Genomic DNA, 13,976 nt, shown 5'->3' with positions numbered 1-13,976 from the left:
CTTTATCCCTTTTCAAAGAACTGGACCTATTTTTCATCTTTAGTTAACAGATTCAGTTTAATCATATCTAATCTTAGGATTTAAAACACCATATAATACATCAACAACAAGATTTACTAAAATAAACTGAAGAGTGAAGATTAGTAAAATAACTTGTATAACAGTGTAATCTCTAAAAAGGATAGAATCGATAAGAAGCCTACCCAAACCAGGGATGGTAAATACAGTTTCAACTAAAACCGATCCAGCTAAAAGAAATCCAAATTGTAATCCAACAATAGTAACAACATCAATAAGAGAGTTTCTAAGAGTATGTTTCATAATAACCCAAAATTCATGAATCCCTTTTGCTCTAGAAGTTCTTATGTAGGGTTCTTTTAAAATTTCACTCATAGATGAACGAGTGTATCTTGCAATCATAGATGTTATTCCAGCTCCTAATGTGACAGCTGGTAGGATATAACTTTTAAATGAATCCACGCCACCAGTTGGGAACCAACCTAAATTTACAGAAAAAATTTGAATTAACATAAGTCCTAACCAAAAAAGAGGTAGAGATATACCTGATATTGCACCAATCATTATAAAATAATCTAATGCTTTTCCTCTGTTTACGGCTGAAATAATTCCAGCTACAACGCCGAAAAGTGTGGCCCAAAGAATTGATAAGATAGCCAACATAAATGTAGGTTTGAATCTTGGAGCTAACATATCTTTTATAGGCAACCCTGTTTTTATTGAGTTTCCGAGCTCACCGCTAAATATAGTTTTTATAAAATTAAAATATTGAACATAAAGTGGTTTTGTTAATCCTAAATGTTCTCTCATAAGTTGAATTTCATCAATTGTTGCATTTTGTCCAGCAAGTAATCTGGCAGGGTCTCCTGGAATCATATGGATAAATAAAAATATTAAAATAGAAACAATAATTAAAATTGGAATAGTATTAATTAATCTTTTGAAAATATATCCTTTCATATTCGCTCCTCACTAGATTTGATAGAAAAAATAAAACTGGTAGCTAAGAAACTACCAGTTTAAAAATCATATAGATTACTTAGTAGTGTCAGCTTGAGTAAAGTTTATAGAGCCATCTGGCATAACATAAACGCCTTTTGTTGTTTTTCTTTTTGCAGAAACTAATTCGTCAGAGCCTAAGAAAATCCAAGGAGCATCTTCCCAAATAGTTTTTTGAAGCTCAGAATAAATCTCTCCTCTTTTTTTCGAATCTACCTCGGTAGCTCCCTTTTCTAAAAGCTCATCAACTTTTGGATTGTTGTAATAAGCAGTATTAGCAGATACAGGTGGAGTAAACTTGCTATGGAAAAGATTTTTTGTAGCTCCATCAATATCAAAAGATGACCAGTTTACATACCACATATTTATAGTAGCATCTTCAGGCTTTTGAACATTATAGATTGAACTAGAGAGAGTTCCCTCTTCCATAGGCATAACTTCTACATCAATTCCAATTTGAGCAAGTTGTTGATGAATAAATTGCATTCCCTTCATATCTTCGGTATTGTTAGAACCCCAGATAGTAGCTTTGAATCCATTTTGATATCCAGCTTCTTTCATAAGCTCTTTAGCTTTTTCTAAGTTGTATGTGTAAGGAGTTAAATCTACATGGTATTCTAAAGCTGCAGGAACTGGAGATGTCAAAGGTACTAGATATCCAGATTTTACAACACCAGCATATGCTTTTTTATTTACAGCATAGTTTATAGCTTGTCTAACTTTTTTATCAGAGAAAATATCTTTAGTTGTATTTAAAGTTACATATCTTGTTATAGTTGAGAAGCCTTTTACTACTTCGATATCTTTAGAGTTTTCTATTCTTTTAACCTGTTCTGTTGGCATAGGGTATATGAAATCAGCTTCTCCTGTTTGAAGCATAGCTATTCTAGCTCCATTTTCCATAACAGGTCTGAAAGTTATAGTATCAACATTAGGTTTTTCTCCCCAGTAATTCTCATTTTTCTTTACAGTTAACTTGTCACCTTGAGTCCAATTTACATATGTATATTGACCTGTTCCAACAGGGTTAGTTATAATTCCTTGAGCTCCATACTTTTGAAGAGCAGCTGGACTTATCATTCTTAAAGATGCGATTCTATTTAGCATAGGTGCAAAAGGTTGCTTTAGGATAATTTTGATTTCGTATTCTCCGTTAGTTTCAACTCTATCTACAGCTACAAAGTTTCTTCTTCTTCTCAAGTTATTTTTTTCATCCATAACTCTATCAAAGTTGAATTTAATAGCATCAGCATTTAAAGGTGTACCATCTTGGAATTTGATACCTTCTCTAATTTTAATAGTGTAAACTAATCCATCTTCAGATATAGTGTAATCACTTGCTAAAGTTGGTTTTAGAGTCATATCGTCGTTATAGCTAAATAAAGCTTCATACATAGTAGCGACAGCCGTTCCAGAAAGTGTATCCGATAAATTGTGTGGGTCTAAAGAGATAAAGTTTGCATTAACTGCAACTGTGATATCTTTTGATTGTGAAAAAGTGATTGAAGATCCTAAAAGTAATAAAATTCCCATGTGTCCTAAAACTCTTTTCATAAAGCCCTCCCGTAGTCCTTTCGTAATAGAAAATATTTTATTAGTATTGGTATATACCCTATTTTTTTATAAAGGTCAATAGTAAAATACAAAATTCTATAAATTTGTGATATACTTAAAAGAAAAATAAAAGGATGACAAATGTTTGAATTATTAAAAAAATTAGGAATATTTGGGCTGGCTTTAGCTGGAGTTTTAGAGGCAACAGTTTTACCTTTACCTATGGAAGCAATATCATTACCAGCGTACTTAGCTTCAAAAGATAAAATTCTTTATCTATTTATAATATTGCTTTTATCTTCAATTACAGGAAGTATTATAGGGTATTTATTTTGGAAAAGAGTGGGGCGAGTTTTTAAAAAAAAGTATATAAATAATGATAGATTTAAAAAAATTAAAGAATTATACGAGAAAAATGCGTTTATAACATTGCTGACATCTGCATTTACACCTATTCCTTTTGAGGGATATGTTTTAACAGCTGGGATTTTAGAAATTGATTTTAAAACTTTTCTTTTAGGAGTTACTTTAAGTAGAGTTTTACGTCATTTACCTCAGGCAATTTTGCTTTATATATTTGGAGATAAAATAATAGAAAGTTTAGAGTTCTATAGTATACTGGGAGTGCTTGTAATTTTTTCTTTATTTTTAATAAAAAAAATTCAAAGTAAAATAAAAAACAATAAAAAAACTGCCAAGCAATAAAAATTCTTGGCAGTTTCCTTTTAATATCCGTTATATGGAGTTGGGATTGGTCTGTAGTTATTATTGTTGTTATTAGCTATAATTCCTCCAACAACAACAGCTCCAACGACTGCAGCTCCAATAGCCTCTCTTTTTCTTTGTTCTCTTCTAATATCTCTTCTGATATCTCTTCTAATTTCCTGTCTGATTTCATGACGTACATGAGCTTTTACAATTTCATGTCTTACAACAGGGTGTACTGGTCTATGGTATCTCGCAAAAGATGTAGATGTTAATACTATTAACATAATTAAAGCAAGAAATTTTTTCATAATTATTTACCGTCCTTTTTTAATGTTTCTCCAAATTTTGAAACTTCGTCTTTATTAAATACAATATAATCTTCAGTTCCAGCAAAATCTAAAACTAGAACACCTTTAGATTTATCGTATTGTATGTGGTAAAATTGTAAAGCACTCTCTTCGGGATTATTTGCATTTGCTATAATACCAGGAATTTGTATTCTAGCTTCTCCATCTTTAAATGTATTTACTAAAACAGATTTTGGTAAACCAAAAGTTACAACAGCTCCATTTTTAGTTTGTAGAGCAAAGTAAGCATTACTATTTTGAATAAACATTCCTATTTTATCAGTTGATGTAGCTACATCATTTTTAACAATATCCGCTGCAAAAAGATTCATAGAAGTTAAAATTCCTAAAATTGCTAAAATTTTCTTCATATTACTTTCCTCCCTTTACAGTATTTAAAATTTTCTTTGATTCCTCTTTTGTAAAAGTGATTTTGAAATCTTCATAAGTTGGTGAAACAGTTAAGATATCCCCTGTAAAATCAACATCATACAGTTCAACAACTAAATCATTTTCCTCTAAGCTATCATAAAATCCGATTACCTCTTTTTGAGATATTCCTTTTTTAGCATCTAAAATAACATCATTAGCTAATCCAAAAACATAAGCCTCTCCAGATTTACTGTCTAAAGCCATGTAAGTAGCACCTTCAACTTTTTCTATTTTTAAATTTGGAAAATCCATACTTCCGTTTACACTTTTGAATTCAGCACTAAATAGATTAGTAGAAACTAGTACTGATATAGCAATTAAAAGCTTTTTCATTCTAAACTCCTTTGAAATATTTATTTAAAGCATGTGAACATATTATCATATCTTTCAGTTATTGAGAACTTGAAAAAAGATTGATAAGATTTGGTATTAAATTTCAATAGATTAAATTATTTTCAAAATAAGAATTTTATATGAAAATAATTTTGACAATAGAGATAAAATAAAGTATATATCATTATTAGATAACGTTGGCGGGAGGTATGTATGAAAAAAATAGCATTAGGTTTAGTGGTTTTAAGTTTAGGAGTTACGGGATGCTCTACTGGGACAATAAAAAATAAGGAGATGAAAGAGATTACTTGGAAACACATTGGGGATTTACCAGTACCCAAAGGTTTTGAGAAGCAGTATGGAGTAGCTGGGCCTTTAGCTGGACATATTGGGGAGTATGTTATTATAGCTGGTGGAGCGAATTTTCCATATAAACCAGTTCTTGAAGGTGGAGCAAAGGTTGTCTATTCAGATTTATATTTGATGAAAAAAACATCAGATGGATTGGAATTAGTTAAGCACACTCATCTACCAAAAGAGATAGGATATGGAAGTGCTATCTCAACAGAGAAAGGAATCTATTATATCGGTGGAACTTATCAAACTGGTGTATCAAACGAAATTATTTTTGTAGGACTAAATAAAGATAAAACAGATATAGAAGTAAAAACAATAGGGAAGTTACCGTTTGAATATCATAGTGGTGTAGCGGTATTAAAAGGTGATGATATCTTTATAGTTGCAGGAAAACAAAATGGAAAAGATAGTAAAAATTTCTATAAGTATAATTTAAGCACTGGAAAAACTTCAGAATTGAAAATGTTCCCAGGAACAGAAAGAAGTCAGCCAGTTGGTCAAATTTTGCATAATGGTAAAGAGGAGATGTTGTATGTATTTGGTGGTGGAACAGGGGTTGCATTTACGGATGGATATGCATATAGTTTCTCTCAAGATAGTTGGTCAAAAGCAAAAGATGTTGTCTTAAATAATCATGGTATTTCTGTTTTAGGTGCAAACTCAGTTAAATTAGATAGCAGTAAAATGTTAGTGATAGGTGGATTTAATAAGGAGATTTGGGATGATGCAAATTTAAAATTAGGTTCACTAAAAGGAGAGGCTTTAAAAAATTATAGAGAGAGTTATTTTAATAAAGATCCTCAAGATTTTAACTGGAATAAAAATATGTTAGTTTATAATGCTAAAACGAATACTTGGGAATCAATGGGAGAGATACCATTTATGGCACCTTGTGGTGAGGGATTAGTTAAAATAGGAGATACGATTTATTCTATAAATGGAGAGATAAAACCAGGGATTAGAAGCCCTAGAGTCTACGAGGGTAAATTGAAGTAAAGAATAAAAAAAGGATAAAGATTTTTACTCTTTATCCTTTAACTCTAACTTTAGATTTGAGTTATAATTTTTTTATAAACTCATCTAACCAAGTTGCTAAATCAGAATCTTTATATAAAATATTATTATTTTTGATATAAACTTTTGTAGTTAAAATATCAGTATTATCATAAATTGTTATTTTATCACAATATTTACTTATTTTTGTAAGATTTTCTCTAGATTCAAAGAATCTTCTTTCTATAGATTCTTCTGGAATTCCATGTCCACCCTTTAAAACTCTTTGGTGAACCCTTTGCTTTGCTATTTCCGAAGAGTTTACACTAACAAAATGAAAGTCAATATTATAACCTAACTCTTTAGCTTTTTTTATTGTTCTTAAAATTGAATTTCCACAAAGAGTTGTTTCCTGATTAAAAGTAATTCTGTTCTCAAAGAATTCTTTAATTTTAGTTAAAGCAATTCTTCCAGCTTTCATTTGATCAGTATCTCTTTTCCAATCTCCAATCTCTTTAACAATTTCATCGGTGTTTATTCTTTTACCTAAATAATCTTTTTCAGTTGTCAAAATTAAATTATTGTATAAGCTGGATTTTCCAGCACCATTAACTCCAGCAAAGATAGTATATGTAGGTTTTAACATATGTATCTCCCTTAAAATTTATTTTGATTTATTACTTTTTCCATTCCTTTTTGTAAAAAGAAATTTTTCATATTTACATAAAACTCTTTTTCCTCTTCCGATTTAGAGTTTTCTAAAAGGTAAAAGAATTCATCATTAGTCATTGATGCTTCTTGACATATTCTATATATATTATCCAAAATTTGCTTATCCATATCTAAACTCTCCTTAAAAATTTAATCATTTTATTATATCTTATTTTACATATAAAATCAAATGAACGTTATTATCTATTTTAACTCATCTTTAAAAAGACTCATACTTATAGTGTCGTGATATTTTCCATATCTGTATTGCTCTTGTCTATGTCTTCCATCCTCTTTAAATCCGACAGCTTCGTAACATCTTTTTCCAGCTTCATTAAAATCAAAATAGTTTAATTTTATTTTGTGGATATTCATTTCATCAAAAATAAATTTGCAAAGAACTCTTAAAGCATCAGAAGCATAACCTTTCCCATGGTATTTTTTTCCTAACCAGATTCCAATAGTAACGTTACTATTTTTTCTATCGATGTTATTTATTCCACATCCTCCGATATATTCCTTACTTTCTAGCGATTCAATTGCAAAATTGAAAAGATCGCCGTTGTAGTTACAGCATTTTTCAATAAAGTTTTTTTCAGATTCATATGACATTGGAAAAACACTATCAATAACAAGTGTATCTCTTAATCCCTCTTCCTCTATTAAATCTAAAACTGTTTGTACTTCACTTGATTTATAAGCTCTTAATTTTATTTTTTTTCCTTTAAACATAGTTAATTCCTCCTCTATTCCTCTAATTTAGAAAGTATATCTAACTTTCTATCTTCAGATTTTAAATTTTTAATAAAAGTCAAAGCCATTTTATAATTTTTATTTAGATTAAAAAATTTTAAAAACATTTCAGTTATCTCATTCATTTGTATTTCATCCAATGATATATTTTTTAAAATATCTATTGTTACCTCATATTTAGTATCGAAAGAGATTAGGTTGTTATCAGGTAACTCTAACCCAAGTATATAGAAATAATATGCCATTTTGTGATTATTTAAAGCTAGATAACATTTGGCAATCAATATATATAGTTTAAATTTATGATCTGTAGAAGTTTCATAAAAATCTAAAATTTTTAAAATATTGTTTTTAACTTCTTTAAAATCTATTTTTACTCTATTGATTAAAAATATCTCTAAATAGTTACCATAAATAACTAGTTTCTCTTCAACTGTTGAGTTTTCTAGCATATTTTTATAACTTTTGATAGCCTTATTTGCTTTATTGAATTCAGAATAAGAGATAACGGCTATTAAATTATTAATTTTAAAGTTTATTTCAGACTCATTTTTTCTTTTTAAAAGAGTATTTAGAATCTTGTTAGATGCTTCAATATCTTTGATTTTATATAAAGAGTAAGCATAGTTATAAAGAATTTTAGTACTTATCTCTGTATTATTTTTTAAAAGTTTAGTTAAATCAGGTGATATTAAATCTACAAAATTAAAAAAATTGTTTTCGTAGTAAAATATTCGACCTAAGTAAAGCAAGATTTCTAAATTTTCCAAAGGTTTATGTAAAGTCAAAGCGATTTCTAAATATTTTTTTGAAGCTGAAATTTGTTCTAGTTCGAAGTAAAGTATTCCTAATAAAATTGATAAATTCTTTTTGTTAAGGGTATCTAATTCAGCAAAGCAAATTTCTATTTCTAAATTGTCATTAACTTGTCTTGACTCTATAACTGTTTTTAGTTTTTTCAAAGCTTGTTCTGTTTTACTTTCTAGTAAAAATTCAGGAGTAATTATGGTTTCAGAATTTTTACTTTTCAAAAGAGTATTAAAATTTTCGGCGACTATTTTTGCAGTTTTATAGGTGAGGCCTCTTTTTCCAATCTCAATCATGCCAATAAATTGTCTGGTAAGATTTGAGCTGCTTAACTCTTTTTGTGTAATATTATATTTTTTTCTTAAAAAAACAATTTTTTCTTCAGGTGTTAAAAACATATTCTTCCTTTCTAAATTCTATACTACTCCAGCCTCTAGAATTTTAAAACTAATTTCCTCACAATTAATTTCAGCTTGAGCACCAAAAGGTATTGTTATTATGGGTGATGTATGACCAAAATTTAGATTATATAAAATTGGTAAATCTTTTAAATTACATTCGTCTCTGATAACTTTCAATAAAGTCTTTTTATACTCATCATAAAATTTTGAGTATCGAGGTTTTCCAAAAATAATACCATTTATAGATTTAAATATTCCTTGAGCAGCGTAATTTCTTAGCCAATATTCAAGATGTAAGGGAGTTGTAATTGATTCAGATACCTCTAAAAAAAGAATAGCATTTTTCCAAGCTTCTTTAGATGGCCAAATCTCTGTGCATTTTATCATCTCTAAAACTTCCATACATCCACCAATTAAATGGCCTTTAACAGTTTGAGTTCCTTGTAAAAGTTCATATTCGTTATTAACAAATATACTTCTAGCAATTGATTTATTTTTGATGTCCCAAGGAAGATATTCATTTGTCCACATATTAGATGAAGGGATATCTCCAATAGGAAGTTTATCAAATACAGCTTTTTCAAACCAATATTTTGTGTAATCGAACATTTTTAAATTTTCTGCAAACTCTGCTAATATAGAGGGACCATAGAAACTAGATATTCCAGCTTTTAAACATATAAAGTGAGTAACAGTCGAATCAGAATATCCTATAAAAACTTTAGGATTATTTTTGATAACGCCAAAGTCTATAAAAGGGAGAATTCGAATACTGTCCTCACCACCTATACAGGTAAAAATACCTTTGATGGACTCATCTTTAAAAGCATTCATTAAGTCTTGGGCTCTTTTTTCAGGATGTTCGTATATAAAAGATTCACCTCTTAGAGTACTGGGCATTTCAATTACATTGAGACCAAAGTTTTCAAGCAATCGTGTTTTTCCTTGTTCATAACGCCAAAGTATTTCAGGATTTCCAGCTCCACCCCATGAGAGGCTTATAGCTGCAACTTTATCTCCTTTTTTTAATGCTAAAGGTTTAATTAACTTCATATAATCTCTCCTTTCGATAGATAATTAGAGAGATTATATGCTTTAAATTTACATATGTCAACAAAAAAAGTTGCTTTAGTTAAATAAATAACAATATATAAAAAAATGTATTTTAAGAAGCCCCTATAGTAGGGGCTTTATAAAAAGGCTTTGAAGTTTTGGATTGTATATTTTTAACATAAAAAAAATTGAGGGGTCTTAAAATCAATTTTAGAGGGTCTGAGTATATTAATCAAGTATTCCTAAAACTCTTAGGCTTTCTTTTGCTATCTCTTCACGTTTTGGAAGTTCTTTAGAATCTTTCATCTCTAAGTTTATAGCAAAACTATAGATAGAATTATCTTTTTCAATCCATCCAACAAACCAACCTACTGGTATATCAATATTTGATGTTGCCCAACCAGTTTTACCATATAAAATCCAGTTTTGATTGTTTTCTAAAAGTGTAATATCTTTAACTTGCTGTTGAATATTATCAGAATATGGAAGCTCTTTTTTTGCAAGTTTAGCAAGTATTTTTGATTGCTCGATAGCACTTATCTTAAGAGGTCCTCTAAGCCAGAATTGATCAATCTCTGTTCCAAGTTTTTTGTTTCCAAAATCCAATCTATCTATCTCTTCTTGCATTTTTTTCATACCTATTTTTTTAGCAAGTAGCTTATAAGCTGGAACTTGTGATACTTTTATTGCATATCTTAGATTGGAATCTTGTGCCCAACTTTTCAGAAAAACTTTTTCGCCGTTGTATTTATAGAAAACCTCATCAACATTTTGAACTACTTTTGCATCTAAAGCAATTAAAGAGTTATATATTTTGAATGTAGATGCAGGGTAGAAGCCTTCATTAGCTCTTTTTTCATTATATCCAATAAAGCTTTGATTTTCTGGATTGTAAAGAACGAAAGTTCCTTTAACGTTATTTTTTTTAAAAATATTTTCAATCTCTTTGTTTTCGATAAAATTTAATGCAAATATTTTTAAAGATAAAACTAGAAAAATATTTAAAATGTAAAAACCTTTTTTGTTCATAATTTTTTTGACTCCTTTTAAAATAATCTATTTTTATTGTATAACCTTTTGTTTATATTATCAATAAGTTTTTAAAAGAGATATATTTATAAAAAATTGACAAAAAGACTAGTTAGAGAATATACTTAGTTATAACAAAACGAGTTAAAGGGGAGATAAAATGAAATTTACAGATTTAACTGATAAACTAAAAATGTCGAAAATAGCTTTAGGTTTTTGGCGTTTAAATGATTGGGGAATGAACTCGCAGGAATTACTAAACTATATAGAGGCAGCTCTTGAGATGGGTGTAACAACATTTGATCACGCTGATATATATGGAGGTTATACTTGTGAGAAGATTTTTGGAGAAGCTTTAGCATTAAAACCTGAATTAAGATTAAAAATGCAATTAGTTAGTAAAGTTGGAATAAAGTTAGTATCACCAAATATGCCAGAAAATATTTACCGTTGTTACGATACAGGTTATGATCATATAGTAAAAAGTGTTGAAAAATCTCTTAAAAATTTAAATACAGATTACTTAGATTTAGTTTTAATTCATAGACCTGATATGTTTATGGATGCGGATGAAACAGCTAGGGCATTAACGTACTTAAGAGAGTCAGGGAAAGTTTTAGAGTGGGGAGTTTCTAATTTCTTACCATCAGATTTTAATCTTTTACAAAGTAGGTTAGATTTTAAATTGGTAACGAATCAAATAGAACTATCACCATTAAAAACTGGACATTTTTATGATGGAACGATAAATTTAATGCAAGAAAAAAGAGTATCAATGATGATATGGTCACCTTTGGCGGGAGGAAGCATTTTTACTGCCGACACAAAAGAAGCAGTAGAGTTGAGAATGGTATTGAATAGATTAGCTCAGAAATACTCTTGTCCTATCGATACGATAGCATATGCTTGGCTATTAGCTCATCCAACAAATATGATTCCTATCTGTGGAAGTGGAAAAATTGATAGATTGAAATCAGCTGTAAAATCTTTAGATGTTCAATTAACTAGAGAGGAGTGGTTTGAAATTTTTGTAACAGGAATGGGGAAAAATATACCTTAATTATAAAGTGGTACCTTTCAAAATTAAAATTTAGAAGGTACCACCAGATTTATTATATATATTTTATAACACCATTTTTATAAAATGGAACAACATTACAAATATCTTTTTGAATGCAATATTCTAAATCATTTTCATATCCAATACTTTTCAAATAGCTATAGTGTTTACTATTTTCTAGAGTTGTTTTTATATTCTTAGATAAATTAGCTAATATTTGTAAGGATAATGTTGCATCATTTGTTTGTATTTTAATTTGTTCAGAAATCTTATTTACAATCATTCCAGCACATAGAGCATCATCTAAAGAGAATTCATCATCTGTTCCAGCACAAAGAATAACAGTATCTTTTTCATCTTTTAATAAAATATTTGCAACTGCAGAAAGATTTAGATATGAAGCAATATAAAGATTATCATAACCTTTCGCATTCTTAATAGCTCTTGTCCCATTACTTGTAGTCATAAAAATATTTTTTCCATCTATTTTCTCTGGTGTAAAATCTAATGGTGAATTTCCAAAATGAAACCCTTCTATTTTAAGTCCTTTTCTTTCACCTGCAAGAAGTCCATTATTATTTAAAGAACATGCTTGTTTTGTATCATCAATATTTTCAAATGGAAAAATCGATTGTGCACCATTTTTAAAGGCAGTTACCATAACAGAGGTTGCTCTTAAAACATCAATTACAACTATATTTTTACCTTTTAAATTTTTATTAATAACATCTTTTGCAGAGTTTAAAATTTCTATTTGCATAGTATTTCTCCCGATTGATTAGTTTACTCTTTTATATTTAGTTTGCAAACTTTTTTACATTTTATTTTTTTCTTTGTGCAGAAGATATCTTCAGAATTACAACTAGGGCAAGCTTCTAAATCTTTTTTTAAAGTAGGAATAAACGTTTGTCCACAAGAGTTGCATATAAACTGGCAATGTGGTGTTTTGAAATCTCCACCTTTTAATTCAATTCCATATCCCATAATTAAAGCTTCAGTAACTTTGGTTCTAGCTGAGTTTAATATATTTTGGAAAGTTTGTCTAGAAACTTCCATTTTTTCAGCACACTCTTCTTGAGATAAATTTTCCAAATCTTTTAATCTCAAAGCTTCTAACTCTTCGATTTTAATTTCGTTAAAATGAACATTACAATTACTACTTCCTTCAGGAATAAATTTAGTTTCACTGGGTATAAATTCCACACTTCTAACTTTAGTTGGTCTTGACATGTTTTATTTACCACACTTACAGTTACATGAGTGACCACTTGAATGATGTTCTCCATGGTGATGAGAGTGACTAGTACAAATAGCATCTCCATTTACTAAAATATGTCTAAAAAATCCTTCAGCAATATCATCACAGAAGCCTTGTAATCCAGAAAAAACTTTTATATCTAAAGATTTTAAATTGTTTATAGCTCCTTCACCTATTCCACCACAAGCAACAAAATCTATTCCTAATTCTTTTAATTGTTTAGGAATTTCACCGTGTCCCTTACTTAGAAAGTATTCTTTATTAGTTCCATCATAAACAAAGAATCCTTCTGCTCTTCCAAAATGTTGACTGATTTTATTATTTTCTGAAACAACTGCGATTTTCATAAAACACCTCACTTAAAGTTTTTAGCATATGCCATAATTAAATAATAGTTTTTTTAGAACAAAAAGTCAAGATATATTTAAAAATTAAATTTTATTTATAGATTGAAAATTGCTTGAAATTGTAGTTTAATAAGAAATATCAAAGAGAATAAACGGGGGTTTAAAATGAATAGAAAGAAAATATTAAATGCAGATATAGTTGTGGTAGGAAGTGGAATAGGAGGATTGGTTGCTGCAAAAAAAGCAACCGATCAAGGATTAGAAGTTTTACTTATAACTAGTTCTAAATTGTGTGGTGGAGCAAGTTATTTTCCTTTGAAAGGAACTTTAGGAATTCAAGCTACATCAGGTGAGTTTTATGAAAAAGATAAATTACTTTTTACAGAGGATATAAGTAGAGTAGGTCTTGGAATGGATAATCCACATATGGTAAAAGAATATATCGAAAACATTCAAGATAGTATTGGTTTTTTAAATGAAATTGGTTTTAGTCCATGGCTAAGAGCTGATAAAAGACCGGCTTGTTTTGCAAAACACCCTAGAGATATATATTTAATAAAAGATTGGAAAGAAGCGAGAAAACAAGCACAAATTATTTTTTCATCAATACCTAATCTTAAAATAGAAGAAGAGTTTAAAATAATTAAAATTTTAAAGGAAAATGATTGTATTAGTGGAGCTATATTTAAAAAGAATAATGAAGAGTTATTATTAGTTAATACTAAAGCTATAATTCTTGCGACAGGAGGAATAGCAGGACTTATAGCAATAGGTAAGGATTTGAAGTTATCTCCACCTTTTCCCCTGCTCCACACC

Annotated in this window: 18 protein-coding genes; 4 read left to right on the top strand and 14 right to left on the bottom strand. The window is 29.0% G+C overall.

The features are described 5' to 3' along the window. Positions 1-57 precede the first annotated feature (57 nt). Positions 58-978 carry an ABC transporter permease subunit gene (locus Q0O83_RS11270; protein WP_294097159.1) on the bottom strand — a complete coding sequence of 307 codons (921 nt, stop codon included), beginning with the start codon at positions 976-978 and terminating at the stop codon, positions 58-60. Positions 979-1,053: 75 nt separating this feature from the next. After that, on the bottom strand, positions 1,054-2,571 hold the full coding sequence (locus Q0O83_RS11265) for a glutathione ABC transporter substrate-binding protein (protein WP_294097157.1): 1,518 nt from the start codon (positions 2,569-2,571) through the stop codon (positions 1,054-1,056). Positions 2,572-2,712: 141 nt separating this feature from the next. Here Q0O83_RS11265 and Q0O83_RS11260 point away from each other — a divergent pair, with 141 nt between their 5' ends. Beyond that, entirely contained in the window at positions 2,713-3,276 is a 564-nt protein-coding gene (locus tag Q0O83_RS11260) for a VTT domain-containing protein (protein WP_294097156.1), read from the top strand. A 20-nt stretch (positions 3,277-3,296) separates the two neighbouring features. Here Q0O83_RS11260 and Q0O83_RS11255 read toward each other — a convergent pair whose 3' ends face one another. The 3 genes from Q0O83_RS11255 to Q0O83_RS11245 are packed head-to-tail and all read right to left on the bottom strand — an operon-like array spanning position 3,297 to position 4,391. Beyond that, a complete protein-coding gene (locus Q0O83_RS11255; protein ID WP_294097154.1) occupies positions 3,297-3,587 on the bottom strand; it encodes a hypothetical protein in 291 nt (96 codons plus the stop codon). A gap of 2 nt (positions 3,588-3,589) precedes the next feature. Continuing rightward, complete coding sequence (locus Q0O83_RS11250; RefSeq protein WP_294097153.1) at positions 3,590-3,997, bottom strand: hypothetical protein; 408 nt, start codon at positions 3,995-3,997, stop codon at positions 3,590-3,592. Position 3,998: 1 nt separating this feature from the next. Beyond that, on the bottom strand, positions 3,999-4,391 hold the full coding sequence (locus Q0O83_RS11245) for a hypothetical protein (RefSeq protein WP_294097151.1): 393 nt from the start codon (positions 4,389-4,391) through the stop codon (positions 3,999-4,001). A 213-nt stretch (positions 4,392-4,604) separates the two neighbouring features. Between Q0O83_RS11245 and Q0O83_RS11240 the strand changes: the two genes are divergently transcribed. Beyond that, positions 4,605-5,744, top strand: coding sequence for a cyclically-permuted mutarotase family protein (locus tag Q0O83_RS11240; protein WP_294097149.1), 1,140 nt, complete (start codon positions 4,605-4,607; stop codon positions 5,742-5,744). Positions 5,745-5,805: 61 nt separating this feature from the next. Here the strand turns inward: Q0O83_RS11240 and Q0O83_RS11235 are convergent, their stop codons facing one another. The 6 genes from Q0O83_RS11235 to blaOXA all read right to left on the bottom strand — a co-directional run bounded on the left by Q0O83_RS11235 (position 5,806) and on the right by blaOXA (position 10,495). Further along, entirely contained in the window at positions 5,806-6,387 is a 582-nt protein-coding gene (locus Q0O83_RS11235) for a zeta toxin family protein (RefSeq protein WP_294097148.1), read from the bottom strand. An 11-nt stretch (positions 6,388-6,398) separates the two neighbouring features. Further along, positions 6,399-6,581: a hypothetical protein gene (locus tag Q0O83_RS11230; RefSeq protein WP_294097146.1), complete on the bottom strand. Its 183-nt coding sequence runs from the start codon at positions 6,579-6,581 to the stop codon at positions 6,399-6,401. Positions 6,582-6,656: 75 nt separating this feature from the next. Beyond that, complete coding sequence (locus Q0O83_RS11225; protein ID WP_294097144.1) at positions 6,657-7,184, bottom strand: GNAT family protein; 528 nt, start codon at positions 7,182-7,184, stop codon at positions 6,657-6,659. A 14-nt stretch (positions 7,185-7,198) separates the two neighbouring features. Next, positions 7,199-8,308: a hypothetical protein gene (locus tag Q0O83_RS11220; RefSeq protein WP_294097142.1), complete on the bottom strand. Its 1,110-nt coding sequence runs from the start codon at positions 8,306-8,308 to the stop codon at positions 7,199-7,201. A 120-nt stretch (positions 8,309-8,428) separates the two neighbouring features. Further along, a complete protein-coding gene (locus tag Q0O83_RS11215; RefSeq protein WP_294097139.1) occupies positions 8,429-9,466 on the bottom strand; it encodes a S66 peptidase family protein in 1,038 nt (345 codons plus the stop codon). A gap of 228 nt (positions 9,467-9,694) precedes the next feature. Next, entirely contained in the window at positions 9,695-10,495 is an 801-nt protein-coding gene (gene blaOXA, locus Q0O83_RS11210; RefSeq protein ID WP_294097137.1) for a class D beta-lactamase, read from the bottom strand. A 160-nt stretch (positions 10,496-10,655) separates the two neighbouring features. On the opposite strand from blaOXA, the gene Q0O83_RS11205 reads away from it, so the two are divergent. Continuing rightward, positions 10,656-11,555: an aldo/keto reductase gene (locus Q0O83_RS11205; RefSeq protein ID WP_294097135.1), complete on the top strand. Its 900-nt coding sequence runs from the start codon at positions 10,656-10,658 to the stop codon at positions 11,553-11,555. Between the two features lie 52 nt (positions 11,556-11,607). On the opposite strand, the gene Q0O83_RS11200 is transcribed toward Q0O83_RS11205, so the two are convergent. From Q0O83_RS11200 to Q0O83_RS11190, 3 genes are read right to left on the bottom strand one after another with little or no spacing between them, the layout of a single operon-like run. Next, positions 11,608-12,315: a 2-phosphosulfolactate phosphatase gene (locus tag Q0O83_RS11200; protein WP_294097133.1), complete on the bottom strand. Its 708-nt coding sequence runs from the start codon at positions 12,313-12,315 to the stop codon at positions 11,608-11,610. Between the two features lie 23 nt (positions 12,316-12,338). After that, complete coding sequence (locus Q0O83_RS11195) at positions 12,339-12,785, bottom strand: DUF134 domain-containing protein (protein WP_294097131.1); 447 nt, start codon at positions 12,783-12,785, stop codon at positions 12,339-12,341. Positions 12,786-12,788: 3 nt separating this feature from the next. Further along, positions 12,789-13,160, bottom strand: coding sequence for a NifB/NifX family molybdenum-iron cluster-binding protein (locus Q0O83_RS11190; RefSeq protein ID WP_294097129.1), 372 nt, complete (start codon positions 13,158-13,160; stop codon positions 12,789-12,791). A gap of 165 nt (positions 13,161-13,325) precedes the next feature. Between Q0O83_RS11190 and Q0O83_RS11185 the strand changes: the two genes are divergently transcribed. Next, positions 13,326-13,976: FAD-binding protein (locus tag Q0O83_RS11185; protein ID WP_294097127.1), on the top strand; the 651-nt coding region annotated here is incomplete at its 3' end.

It is taken from the genome of uncultured Cetobacterium sp., assembly GCF_945952365.1.
Taxonomy (GTDB): domain Bacteria; phylum Fusobacteriota; class Fusobacteriia; order Fusobacteriales; family Fusobacteriaceae; genus Cetobacterium_A.
The sequence above is the reverse complement of the archived record's forward strand: the minus strand, read 5'-3'. Positions and strand labels throughout refer to the sequence as shown.